The 12,158-nt window shown below is 69.9% G+C and carries 9 protein-coding genes; 2 read left to right on the top strand and 7 right to left on the bottom strand.

The window, feature by feature from the left end; genetic code table 11:
- Positions 1-2: 2 nt before the first annotated feature.
- The gene (locus tag Q9G87_RS21325) at positions 3-2,822 is read left to right on the top strand and encodes a BTAD domain-containing putative transcriptional regulator (protein WP_305918178.1); all 2,820 of its coding nucleotides are present in this window, start codon (positions 3-5) and stop codon (positions 2,820-2,822) included.
- 34 nt (positions 2,823-2,856) lie between these two features.
- Positions 2,857-4,362 (top strand): DHA2 family efflux MFS transporter permease subunit, encoded by a 1,506-nt coding sequence (locus tag Q9G87_RS21330; protein WP_305918179.1) that lies wholly within the window; start codon positions 2,857-2,859, stop codon positions 4,360-4,362.
- A 1-nt stretch (position 4,363) separates the two neighbouring features.
- Here the strand turns inward: Q9G87_RS21330 and Q9G87_RS21335 are convergent, their stop codons facing one another.
- Genes Q9G87_RS21335 through Q9G87_RS21365 form a run of 7 tightly spaced genes read right to left on the bottom strand, consistent with a single transcriptional unit; the run spans position 4,364 to position 12,090 of the window.
- Positions 4,364-5,263, bottom strand: coding sequence for a serine hydrolase (locus Q9G87_RS21335; RefSeq protein ID WP_305918517.1), 900 nt, complete (start codon positions 5,261-5,263; stop codon positions 4,364-4,366).
- A gap of 59 nt (positions 5,264-5,322) precedes the next feature.
- Positions 5,323-6,717, bottom strand: coding sequence for an NAD(P)/FAD-dependent oxidoreductase (locus Q9G87_RS21340; RefSeq protein WP_305918180.1), 1,395 nt, complete (start codon positions 6,715-6,717; stop codon positions 5,323-5,325).
- Positions 6,718-6,742: 25 nt separating this feature from the next.
- Positions 6,743-7,528, bottom strand: coding sequence for an ABC transporter permease (locus Q9G87_RS21345; RefSeq protein ID WP_305918181.1), 786 nt, complete (start codon positions 7,526-7,528; stop codon positions 6,743-6,745).
- Positions 7,525-8,376, bottom strand: a complete 852-nt coding sequence (locus Q9G87_RS21350) for an ABC transporter permease (RefSeq protein WP_305918182.1) — start codon at positions 8,374-8,376, stop codon at positions 7,525-7,527. The genes Q9G87_RS21345 and Q9G87_RS21350 overlap by 4 nt, the downstream gene beginning before the upstream one ends.
- A 3-nt stretch (positions 8,377-8,379) precedes the next feature.
- A complete protein-coding gene (locus Q9G87_RS21355) occupies positions 8,380-9,576 on the bottom strand; it encodes a polyamine ABC transporter substrate-binding protein (RefSeq protein WP_305918183.1) in 1,197 nt (398 codons plus the stop codon).
- Between the two features lie 9 nt (positions 9,577-9,585).
- Complete coding sequence (locus tag Q9G87_RS21360; RefSeq protein WP_305918184.1) at positions 9,586-10,650, bottom strand: ABC transporter ATP-binding protein; 1,065 nt, start codon at positions 10,648-10,650, stop codon at positions 9,586-9,588.
- Positions 10,651-10,656: 6 nt separating this feature from the next.
- On the bottom strand, positions 10,657-12,090 hold the full coding sequence (locus Q9G87_RS21365) for a gamma-aminobutyraldehyde dehydrogenase (RefSeq protein WP_305918185.1): 1,434 nt from the start codon (positions 12,088-12,090) through the stop codon (positions 10,657-10,659).
- Positions 12,091-12,158 lie beyond the last annotated feature (68 nt).

Below are 12,158 nucleotides of genomic sequence, written 5' to 3' on the forward strand. Positions count from 1 at the left end.
GCATGCGCTTCCAGATCCTCGGGCCCACCACCGCGCTGGGCGAGGACGGCGAACCCGTCGCGCTCGGCGGGCCCCGGGTGCGGGCCCTTCTCACGCTGCTCGCCCTGCACGCCGGGCGCATCGTCGGCGCGGAGCAGCTCGTGGACGGCATCTACGGCGCCCGTCCCCCTGAGGGCGTGGCCAACGCGCTGCAGTCGCAGGTGTCCAGGCTACGCAGGGCGCTGGGGCGGGACCTGGTGGAGTTCCACCCGGCCGGATACCGGCTGGTCGCCGACCCGCAGGACGTGGACGCGCGCCGGTTCGAGCAGCTCGCGCAGGCGGGCAGGCAGGCGCTGGAGGGCGGCGCCCCGGCACGGGCGGCCGCGCTGCTGCGCGAGGCACTGGAACTGTGGCGGGGCGCTCCACTGACCGACGCCCCCTACGCCGAGGCCGCCGCGACCGCACTGGAGGAGCTGCGGCTGGCCGCCACGGAAGACCGCGTCCAGGCCGATCTCGACCTGGGCAGGCACCGGGAGCTGGTCGCCGAGCTGAGCCAGCTCATCGCCGCCCATCCGCTGCGCGAGCGACCGCGGGCCCAGCTCATGCGCGCCCTGTACGGCAGCGGCCGGCAGGCCGAGGCGCTGACCGTCTACGACGAGGCCAGGAAGATCCTGGACGAGGAGCTGGGCGTCGAGCCCGGGGCGGAGCTGGCCGCCGCGCACCTGGCCGTGCTGCGGGCCGATCCGGCGCTCGGCGCCCCTGCGGCCAGGACGGCCACCCAGCGGCAGGGGCTGCGGGCCCAGCTCACCAGCTTCGTCGGCCGCGCCGAGGAGCTGACGCACGTCGGTCAGAGGTTACAGAGCGGCCGGCTCGTCACCTTGATCGGTCCGGGTGGCGCGGGCAAGACCAGACTCGCGATCGAAGCGGCCGAGCAGGAGCCGGGCGACGTCTGCTTCGTGCCGCTCGCGCCGGTCACCGACGACGCGGACGTGCCCAGGGCCGTGCTGGCCGCACTCGACATCCGCGACTCCCTCCTGCACACGCCCGACCGTCCTGCCGTGGACCCGGTCACCCGGCTGCTCACCGCGCTCGCCGACCGCAAGCTGCTGCTCGTCCTGGACAACTGCGAGCACCTCATCGCAGCCACCGCCGAGCTGACCGACCTGCTGCTCGCCTCGTGCCCCGGGCTGCGGGTGCTGGCGACCGGGCGGGAGGCGCTCGGCATCACCGGCGAGTCCATCCTGCCCGTGGCGCCGCTGCGGCTGCCGCCGCCCGAGGTGGACGACCCGCTGGACTACCCGGCCGTCCGGCTGTTCGCCGACCGGGCCGCCGCCGTCCAGCCCGGCTTCGCCGTGCACGCGGACAACGCCGCGCAGGTGGTGCGCATCTGCCGGGCGCTCGACGGGCTGCCGCTGGCCATCGAGCTGGCCGCGGCGCGGCTGCGTACGTTGTCGGTGTCCGACGTGGCGGCCCGGCTGGACGACCGGTTCAGGCTGTTGACGCGTGGCAGCCGGGCGGCGCTGCCCCGGCACCAGACGCTGCGCGCGGTCGTGGCGTGGAGCTGGGACCTGCTGGACGAGAGCGAGCAGCGGCTGGCCAGGCGGCTGAGCGTGTTCGTGGGGGGCGCGCGGCCGGAGGCGGCCGAGCGGGTGTGCGGGCTGCCGGAGGAGGTGCTGTTCTCACTGGCGGAGAAGTCGCTGGTGGAGGTGGTCGGCGGGCGATACCGGATGCTGGAGACGATCCGGGCGTACTGCGCCGAACACCTGGCCGAATCCGGCGAAGTGGGCGCGATGCGTGACGCCCACGCCGCTTACTACCTGGACCTGGTCGAGGCCGCCGACGCGCGGCTGCGGACCCGTGAGCAGATGGAGTGGCTGGCCCGGCTGGACGAGGAGAGCGACGACGTCAACGCGGCGGTGCGCTGGGCGACCGAGTCGGGGCAGGTGGAGACGGCGCTGCGGCTGGTGGCCCACGCCGCCTGCTACTGGTACCTGCGCGGCGACCGCGTCACGAGCGCCGTTCTCGCGAGCGCGCTGGTGACCCGGCTCGCCTCCACCTGCCCCGAGGGCCTGGACGAGGAGTACGTCATGTGCGTGCTCGTCGCCGCCTGGCGAGGAGGGGTGGAGGACGAGCTGCGTGACCTGGTGACGGTGGCCAGAGGCCTGCTGGAGTGGAATCATCTGCCGGCGCGGGTCGAGTTCCTCATGATGATGTTGTCGATGTACACCGGGCCGCCCGACGACTTCCAAATGGCCTACGAGGAGATCACGCTTAACTCTCGCACGCTCCCGCCCTGGCAGGCGGCGCTGGGCTGCACCGGCGCGGCGTTCGTTCTGCAGACCCTCGGCCGGATGGAGGAGGCGGTGGCCCATTTCCATCTGGGCCTGGCCGCGTTCAAGGCGATCGGCGAGCGCTGGGGCACCGTGCTGGCGCTGTCCGGGCTCGGCGCCCTGTACCAGGAGCAGGGCGACTACTCGACGGCGTACGCGCTGGCCGGCGAGGCATTGGCGCTGGCCCGCGAGCTGGACGCCAAGACGGAGATCGCCGAGGCCCTGTGCCGGCGCGGCGACGCCCTGCAGGGACTGGGCGACCCGGCGCGGGCACGGGACGACTACGGGCTCGCGGCCGATCTGTCGCGGATGAACGGGTCCGTGGAGACCATCGCGTGGGCCCATCTCGGCCTGGGCGAGGTGGCGCTGGCCCGCGGGGATCTGGCGGAGGCGCAGGCCGTGCTGACCCAGGCCCGCGACGAATGCCCGGAGGACTGGTACAGCGCCGCGGAGACCCGCGTCCGCATCGACGCCGCGCTGAGCGAGGTCAGCAGGATGGTCAGCGAACGGTAGGCGGGCGGTCAGGCGCCCGCCGGACAGTGGCGCCATGAGAAACAAATGGTCGTGCCTGGCGATCGCGTGCCTGGCCACCCTGCTGCTGTCGCTCGACCTCACCGTCCTGCACCTGGCCCTGCCGAGGCTGGTGACCGACCTCGGCGCGAGCTCCACGCAGCTGCTCTGGATCGGCGACGTCTACGGTTTCGCGCTCGCCGGCCTGCTCATCACCATGGGCAACCTCGGCGACCGCATCGGCCGCAAGCGCCTGCTGCTGATCGGCGCGGCGGCGTTCGGCGCGGCCTCGGTCGTGACCGCGTACGCGCCCAACGCCGAGCTGCTGATCGCGGCCAGAGCCCTGCTCGGCGTGGCCGGCGCCACGATCATGCCCTCCACCCTGTCGATCGTCAGGAACGTGTTCACCGAGCCCGGTGAGCGCACGACGGCCGTCGGGATCTGGAGCGGCATGAGCGCCGCGGGCTTCGCCGTGGGCCCCGTGGTCGGCGGGCTGCTGCTCGACCACTTCTGGTGGGGCTCGGTGTTCCTGATCAACGTGCCGATCATGCTGCTGGTGCTGGCCGGCGGCATCCTGGTGTTGCCCGAGTCCCGCAACCCGGACGCGGGCCGGCTGGACCTCCTCAGCGTCGTCCTGTCGTTCGCCGGCGTGGTGTCGGTCGTCTACGCGATCAAGGAGGCCGCCCACAAGGGCATCGAGCACGCCGACGTGCTCGTGGCGGGCGTGGGCGGGGTGGCGCTGCTGGCCTTGTTCGCGTGGCGGCAGACGCGGCTGGCCGAGCCGCTGATCGACGTGCGGCTCTTCGCCCGCAGGGCGTTCACCGCGTCCATCGTCACGAACCTGCTGGCGATCTTCGCGATGTCCGCCATGATGTTGATGTTCGCCTGGTACCTGCAGCTCGTGCTCGGCTGGTCGCCGCTGCAGGCGGGGCTGGCCCAGCTGCCCGGCGGCCTCAGCGGCGCGATCGGCGGGGTGCTGGCCGCCCAGCTGATCCCCCGCATCGGCAGGAACGGCGTGGTCGCCCTGGGCCTGGCCATGAACGCGGGCTCGTTCCTCTACTACAGCACCCTCGGCATCGAGCTGAACTACCTGACGTTGCTGCCCGTCATGATGATCGGCGGCATCGGCATCGGGTTCGCTTTCACCGTCAACAACGACAACGTGCTGGCCACCGCACCCAGGCAGCGCGCGGGGGCCGCGGCCGCGGTGTCGGAGACGGCGTTCGAGCTGGGCGGGGCGCTCGGCATCGCGATCCTGGGCACCGTGCTGAACAGCGCCTACCGCGCCAACCTGGAGTTGCCTGCCGGGGTTCCCGGCGAGGGCGCCAGGGAGTCGATCGCCGGGGCGGTGGGCACGGCCGCGCAGCTGCCTGCCGAGCAGGCCGGCCAGCTCATGCGGGCCGCGCAGACGGCGTTCATCGAGGGGCTGCAGGTCACCGCGCTGGTCACGGCGGCACTGCTGGCCGTGGTCGCGCTGCTGGCGCTGGTGGGGCTGCGCGGCGTGCCGAAGGAGATTCCCGAGGAGGTCCTGGCCCGCGCGTGACTCAGAGAACGGGGTTGGTCGGGCAGGGCCGGGTGGTGGTCGGGATGAGGGCGTCGAGGCGGGCGCCGATCATCCTGGCCACCCTTTCGATGGTCTCGATGCCCGTGCCTTCCCCTGGCTGCCGGTCCGTCTGCACCGACAGCAGCAGGTCCCGCCCGGGCCCCACGACACGGCCGTAGCTGGTGACGGCCCACGTGTTCTGGATGAACGGCCGCGGGGTCCACCCGTTCTTCAGCGCCACCCGGTCCCCGGGGCGGGCGGCGGCGCTGACGCCCCATGCCTGGTCCTTCTGGACCCGCTGCATCAGCCCGAGCACCAGCCGCCGATCGGCCTTGCTCAGTCCCTTGCCCCCGCGGATCAGCGCCTTCAGCAGGCGGATGCGATCGGCCGGGCTGGTGGTGGTGCCGCCCCAGAAGTGGCTCGGCCCCGGCGTGGTCTCCCGCAGTCCCACCCGGCCGTAGAAGGCGCTCAGGGCGCCGCCTCCGCCGGCCCGCGACCACAACGCGTCCGCGGCGCCGTTGTCGCTCTCCCTGATCATGCGGTCGGCCAGATCGCGCTCGCCCTCGTCCAGCCCGCCGGAGCGGGCCGCCAGCAGCGCCGCCAGGATGTCGACCTTGGCGCCACTCGCGGTGATCATGTCGTGCTGGTGCGCTCCTTGCCCCAGCGTGATCCCAGTGACGAGGTCCTGCGCCGCGAAGACGACCCGCCCCGGGCGGTGGCTCAGATACCGGGAGATGTCACGGAGGAGCCGGGCGCGGGCGGCGGCGCCCGCCCGCACATCCGGAAATTTCAGTACACAGCGCGCCGCCTTGACCGGAGCCCTCGCGACGGCGGGCACCGTCGGCGCCCGCTGGGCCCCACACGCCGCCACCAGCGCCAGCCCGGCGGCGGCCAGCCACATCACACGCACACGCAAACCCCCGAGCTCTCATCGGGGGTCGGCAGTCTCCTGCCCTCAGGTCACGAGTCGAATCCCAGCCCCATCCGGTCGAGCGCGCGCAACCACAGATTGCGCTTGCCCTGGTGCTGGTCGGCCTGGGCGATCGACCACCGGGTGAACTGGATGACCCCCGACCGCACCGGCTCGGGCGGGAACGGGATCGGCTTCTCCTTGACCATCCGCAGCTCGGTCCGCTCGGTACGCTCGCCTGCCAGCAGGTCCAGCATGACGTTCGCGCCGAAGCGCGTGGCCCCGACGCCCATGCCGGTGTAGCCGATGGCGTAGACCAGCCGCCCGCCGTGCGCCTGGCCGTAGAAGGCGCTGAACCGGCTGCAGGTGTCGATCACGCCGCCCCACCGGTGGGTGAAGCGTACCTCGGCGAGCTGGGGGAAGGTGTCGTAGAAGTGCCGGGCGAGCGTGACGAACGTCTCGTCGCGCTGGTCGTACTCCGGTTTTACCAGGCCGCCGTTGTAGTAGACGGCGTCGTAGCCGCCCCACAGGATGCGGTTGTCGTCGGTGAGCCGGTAGTAGTGGAACCGGTTGGCGGAGTCGCCGACGCCCTGCCGGTTGCGCCAGCCCACCTGGGCGAGCTGCGCGTCGGTCAGCGGCTCGGTCATGAGCGCGTAGTCGTACACGGGGACCACGAAGTGCTTGAGCCGCCGCAGCAGCGGCGGGAAGACGCCGGTGCCCAGCGCGACCTTCGGCGCGGTGACAGAGCCGTACGGGGTGCGCAGCGTGATCTTCGTGCCGTCGTCGCGCAGCGAGCGGACCGGGCTGCGCTCGTACACGCGGACGCCGAGCCGCAGGCACGCCTCCCGCAGCCCCCACGCCAGCCGCGCCGGGTCCAGCATGGCGCAGCCGCTGCGCTCCCAGAGCCCGCCCAGGTAGGTCGGCGAGTCGACCTCGGCCCGCACCTGGTCCTGGTCGAGCGGCACGTAGTCGAGCTCGAGCTCGGAGATCAGGTCCAGGTGCTCGTTGAGCCCGTCGAGCTGCCACGGCTCGGTGGCCACGTGCAGCTCGCCGGTGCGTTCGAAGGAGCAGTCAATGCCGTGACGCTCCAGCGTGCCCTCGATCTCGTCGAGGTTGTCCACCCCCATGCGTTCCAGCCGGTCGATCTCGTCCGGCCACCGCTCCAGCCCGTTGGCCAGGCCGTGAGTGAGCGTCGCCATGCAGAACCCGCCGTTGCGGCCGGTGGCCGCCCAGCCGATCCTGCGCCCTTCGAGCAGGACCACGTCCAGCGACGGGTCGCGTTCCTTGGCCATCAGGGCGGTCCAGAGCCCTGAGAAGCCGCCGCCGACCACGACGAGGTCGGCGCTGGTGTCCTGGTCGAGCCGCGGTTGCGGCTCGGGTCTGGCCGGGCTGTCCAGCCAGTACGGCTTGCGCTCCGCGTCAGCAAGCGCCTTCAGCGGATCCACAAATCCCACATCCCTACGGAAAATCTCAGGTACGGCGCCTCGCCGCGACCGCGTTGCCGATCGCGATCAGCACCCCGATGCCGAAGATCAGCGTACCCATGACGTTGACCTGCGGTGGGATTCCCGTCTTCACCGCGCCGACGATCCACAGCGGGAACGTGATGGTCGAGCCGTTGACGAAGCTCGTGACCACGTAGTCGTCGATGGACAGCGCGAACGACAACATGGCCCCGGCGAGCACGCCGGGCATGATCGCCGGCAGCGTCACCTGCCGGAATGTCCCCCACGCCGTGGCCCCGAGATCCCTGGCGGCCTCCTCCAGCGACGGGTCGAGCGTGACGATGCGCGCCCGCACGGTCACCACCACGAACGCCAGCGAGAACAACACGTGCGCCATGATGATCGTGTTCGCGTCGCGCGGCACGTTCCCCGAGACGAACAGCGACAGCAGCGACGCGCCCATGACCAGCTCGGGCGTGGAGATCGCGGCGAAGATGAGGAAGTTCGTGACCCCCTTGCCGCGGAAGCGGTGCCGGCCCAGCGCCAGCCCGAGCATGGTGCCGATCACCACCGTGATGATCGTGCTGACGGCGGCGATGACCAGCGAGTTCCGCAACGCCACGGTCAGGTCGGAGATGTCGAAGAGCTCGCCGTACCAGCGCAGCGTGAAGCCCTGCCACGTGGTGTTGGACTTGCTCTTCTTGTCGTTGAACCCGAACAGGATCATCACGGCGATCGGCGACGACAGCCAGACGATGACCAGCCACGTGTAGACGTGGAGCAGCTTGTCCCCGAGCCGAGTCCCTCTCATCGGGCCGCCGCCTCGAGGACGTTCTCGGTGCCGAGCGCCCTGGCGTAGATGAAGATGCCCACGAGCAGCACCGCCATCAACGTGAACGACAGCGCCGAAGCGGTCGGGTAGTTCAGGTTGGTCAGGTATTCGGTCTGGATGATGTTGCCGATCATCGTGTTGGAGGTCCCGCCCAGGATGGCGGCGTTGATCGGGTCTGCCGTGGCGGGCACAAAGGTCATCAACACCCCGGCGAACACCCCCGGCAACGACAGCGGCAGCACCACCCGCCGGAACGCCCCCGTGCGGGTCGCGTACAGGTCCTGCGCCGCCTCCACCACCCGCGGGTCCACGCGTTCGAGTGACACGTAGATCGGCAGGATCATGAACGGCAGGAAGTTGTACGTCAGCCCACCCACCACCGCGAACGTCGTGGCCAGCACGTGGAAGTCGTCGGGCAGCAGCCCCCAGTCCTTCAGCGTGCCGAACAGGATGCCGTTGTCGGCCAGCAGGAAGTTCCACGAGATCGTCCGCAGCACGAACGACACGAAGAACGGCAGCAGGATCAGGAACAGGTAGACGGACTTGCGCCGGCCGCCCTTGAACGCGATCCAGTACGCCACCGGATACCCGATGACCAGCATGGCCGCCGTCGCCATCGCGCCGTAGAAGAGCGAGCGGACCAGCTGGGTGCTGTACCTGCCGATGGCGTCGCCGTAGTTGGAGAAGCTGAACGTCATGGCGAAGCCGTCGATGGCGTTGCCGGTCTGCAACGACACCGACGCCATCGCCACCATGGGCACGACCAGGAAGATCGCCAGCCACATCCAGCTCGGCAACGCCAGCAGGTAGGGGGTGAGCCGCCGCATGTGCTACGCCTGCGTGATGGACTGGAAGATCGGGTTGAAGACCTGCTGCGTCTGGCTGGTCAGCGGCGTGTAGCCGCGCAGCTTGGCGTAGTCGGCCTCGGTCGGGAACATGAGCGGGCTGTCGACCATGTCCTCCAGCGCCTTCTTGTCCTCGCCCTTGGCCGTCTTGGCCTTCTCCCTGAGCAGGTCCTGCACCGCCGGGACCGGGGTCACGTACTGGATGAACTCATCCAGCTCGGCGGCCACGGCCGGCTGGTAGAGGTAGTCCATGAGCATGAGCGCGTCCACCGGGTTGGCGGCGCCCTTGGGGATGAGCATGTTGTCGGTCCAGATCGTGCCGCCCTCCTCGGGCACCACGAACTTGACGGGCTCACCGGCGAGCTGGCGCTGGAAGACGTCGCCCGACCAGGCCATGGTCAGCCAGACGTCGCCCTTGGACACGGCGTCGATGTAGCTCTGGTCGTAATATTTCCGGACAATTCCGGCGTCGCGCTGCTCCTTGAGCTTGTCCCCGGCCTTGCGCCAGTCCGCCTCGGTCGACTTCTCCGGGTCGATGCCCAGCGCGAACATCCCGAAGTTCCCGATCTCCTGGGCGTCGGCCATCATGCCGACCCGCCCCTTGTACTTGCGATCGAACAACGACTGGATGCTGGTGATGTCGTCCTTGACGTGCTCGGTGTTGTACGCGATCCCGGTCACACCGGACGTGTACGGAATCGTGTACTTGTTGCCCGGATCGTAGGACCGTTCCTTGTACTTCTGGCCCGCGTTGGCCGCGAAGTTCGGCAGCTTGGAGTGGTCGAGCGGCAGCACGTAGCCCAGCTGGAGCATGTTCTGGAGCTGGATGCCGTTGGTCATGACGACGATGTCGTAGCCCAGCGACTGCCCGGCGCGCAGCACGGGCTCGGACTTGCCGAAGAACTCGGCGTTCTCCTGGATGACCTCTTTGTACTCGTACGAGATGCCGGTGGCCTGCTGGAACTTCTTCAGCGGGGCCTGGTCCTCGGGCATGTACTCGGGCCAGTTGGCGAAGACGACCTTGCCGTGCTTGGTCTGCTTGGACCAGAAGTCCTGGACGGCGTCGGCCTTGGGCGGTGCGGCCTTCTGCCCTTGCACGCCACAGGCGGCAAGGGCGAGCCCGGCGGCGGAGAAGCCGGCGATTCTGAAGGCGTCACGACGGGTGCGGAGACGGGGGTTCATGAGGTGCTATCAACTTCCAATCACGTACGAGTGCTGCGCCTGCCACGACAGCCACACGGAGTCGCCCCGCTCCGCCGTGGCCGTGGCGTCATGCGCATTTTGCTGAAACACCGTGATCTCGGCCCCGTCAGCGAGACTCACGGCGTAACTGTTGTAAGTGCCCAGGTAGACGACCTCGGCCACGGTGCCGCGGACGGAGCTCACGCCGTTCACGGGCTGCTCCGTGCCGATGGTGATCTTCTCCGGGCGCACGGTGACCGTCACATCGCCCTCACGGCCGGGCAGCAGCACCCGCCCACCGGCGATCTTCAGCTCGCCACCGGTGGCCGTCCCCGCCAGCAGGTTGGAGGTGCCGATGAAGCCGGCCACGAACGACGTCGCGGGCCGCTCGTAGATCTCGCGCGGCCCGGCGAGCTGCTCGACCAGGCCGTCGTTCATGACGGCGATGCGGTCACTCATGGTGAGCGCCTCGTTCTGGTCGTGCGTGACGTACACGAACGTGATGCCGACCTCGCGCTGGATGCGCTTGAGCTCGATCTGCATGGCCTGGCGCAGCTTGAGGTCGAGCGCCCCGAGCGGCTCGTCCAGCAGCAGCGCCCGCGGCCGGTTGACCAAAGCCCTGGCCAGCGCCACCCGCTGCTGCTGGCCGCCGGACATCTCACGCGGCCGGCGCTTCTCCCGGCCGGTCAGGTCGACGATCTCCAGCATCTCGCCGACCCGCCGCTTGATCTCCTCCTGCGGCGTCTTGCGCTGCTTGAGGCCGAAGGCCACGTTGTCCCAGACGCTCATGTGCGGAAAGAGCGCGTAGGACTGGAAGACCATGTTGACGTCGCGCTTGTTCGGCGGAACGTTCGTGACGTCCTGGCCGAGCAGCTTCACCAGGCCCTTCGACGGGGCCTCGAAGCCGGCGATCATCCGCATGGTCGTGGTCTTGCCGCAGCCGGACGGGCCGAGGAGGGAGAAGAACTCCCCCTCGGCGATGTCCAGCGAGACACCCTTGACCGCCTGGACCACCTCGCCGTGCGAGAGGTATTCCTTGACGACGTTCTCTAGCTCGATGGCACTGGTGGTCATCGTGGCCTATTCACCGATGTAGTGCATGACGTGCTTGACCCTGGTGTAGTCGTGCAGGCCGAAGACGGACAGGTCCTTGCCGTAGCCGGAGTGCTTGAAGCCGCCGTGCGGCATCTCCGACACGAACGGGATGTGGGTGTTGACCCAGACCACACCGAAGTCCAGCCGGTTCGACATGCGCATCGCGCGGCCGTGGTCGGAGGTCCAGACCGAGCCGCTCAGGCCGTACTTGACGTCGTTGGCCTTGGCGAGGGCGTCGGCCTCGTCGGTGAACGTCTGCACGGTGATCACGGGCCCGAAGACCTCGTTCTGCACCATCTCGTCGTCCTGCTTGAGCCCGTCGACGATGGTCGGGGCGAAGAAGTAGCCCTTGTCGCCGACCCGCTGACCGCCGGTGAGGACCTTGGCGTGGGCGGGGACCCGCTCGATGAAGCCCTGGACCTTGGCCAGCTGGTTCTCGTTGTTGAGCGGCCCGTACAACGCGTCCTCGTTGTCCAGGTCGCCGGTCACGGTGCCGGCGGCGGCCTCGGTCAGCGCGGCCACGAACTCGTCGTGCACGCTCTCGTGCACGAGCACCCGGCAGGCGGCGGTGCAGTCCTGGCCGGCGTTGTAGAGGCCCGCGGTGGCGATGTCGGCGGCGGCCTTGCGCAGGTCCTTGACGTCCTCGAAGACCACGACCGGCGCCTTGCCGCCGAGCTCCAGGTGCACCCGCTTGAGGTCGTCGGCGGCGCTCTTGGCCACGGACATGCCGGCGCCGACCGAGCCGGTGATCGCGACCATGGAGGCCGTCGGGTGGCTCACCACGAGCGCTCCAGTCTCGCGGTCGCCGGTGACGACGTTGAAGACGCCAGGAGGCAGCACCTCACCGAGGATCTCGGCGAGCTTGAGCGTGGAGGCCGGGGTGGTGTCGGACGGCTTGAGCACGACCGTGTTGCCGGCCGCGAGGGCCGGGGCGATCTTCCACACCGCCATCATCATCGGGTAGTTCCACGGCGTGACCTGCCCGATCACGCCGATCGGCTCGTGCCTGATGACGCTGGTGTGCTCGGCGAGGAACTCGCCGGCCGTAGGGCCCTCGAGCGTGCGGGCCGCACCCGCGAAGAAACGGAAGTGGTCGGACGCGACCGGCGTCTCGTCCTCGGCCATGCGGGCGCGCGGCTTGCCGGTGTTGCGGCACTCGGCCTCGTTGATCTCGTCGGCCCGCGCGTCGATCGCGTCGGCGACCTTGAGCAGCAGGTTGGCCCGCTCCCCCGGTGTGGTCCTGCCCCACGAGTCGAACGCGGCGGCCGCGGCGGCGAAGGCGGCCTCGACGTCCTCGGGGCCCGAGACGGGGGCCTGGACATAGGCCTCGCCCGTGCACGGGTCGATGATGTCGGAGAAGCGGCCGCTCTTGGCGTCCACGAACTCACCGTTGATGTAGTTCTGCAGACGGGTGGTCATGTGCCCTCCTTCGTCGGTCCCATGACCATGGTCGCTGTGTTTACTGATGCCCTCGACAAGCTCGGTCA

The organism is Nonomuraea turcica (genome assembly GCF_030718205.1).
In the GTDB taxonomy this organism is placed as follows: Bacteria; Actinomycetota; Actinomycetes; order Streptosporangiales; family Streptosporangiaceae; genus Nonomuraea.

Bases quoted from the DNA above. Each gene is read 5' to 3' on its own strand.
- Q9G87_RS21335 (WP_305918517.1), bottom strand. From the start codon at position 5,263: ATGTGGCTGGCCGCCGCCGGGCTGGCGCTGGTGGCGGCGTGTGGGGCC.
- Q9G87_RS21360 (WP_305918184.1), bottom strand. From the start codon at position 10,650: ATGACCACCAGTGCCATCGAGCTAGAGAACGTCGTCAAGGAATACCTC.
- Q9G87_RS21355 (WP_305918183.1), bottom strand. From the start codon at position 9,576: ATGAACCCCCGTCTCCGCACCCGTCGTGACGCCTTCAGAATCGCCGGC.
- Q9G87_RS21365 (WP_305918185.1), bottom strand. From the start codon at position 12,090: ATGACCACCCGTCTGCAGAACTACATCAACGGTGAGTTCGTGGACGCC.
- Q9G87_RS21350 (WP_305918182.1), bottom strand. From the start codon at position 8,376: ATGCGGCGGCTCACCCCCTACCTGCTGGCGTTGCCGAGCTGGATGTGG.
- Q9G87_RS21325 (WP_305918178.1), top strand. From the start codon at position 3: ATGCGCTTCCAGATCCTCGGGCCCACCACCGCGCTGGGCGAGGACGGC.
- Q9G87_RS21345 (WP_305918181.1), bottom strand. From the start codon at position 7,528: ATGAGAGGGACTCGGCTCGGGGACAAGCTGCTCCACGTCTACACGTGG.
- Q9G87_RS21330 (WP_305918179.1), top strand. From the start codon at position 2,857: ATGAGAAACAAATGGTCGTGCCTGGCGATCGCGTGCCTGGCCACCCTG.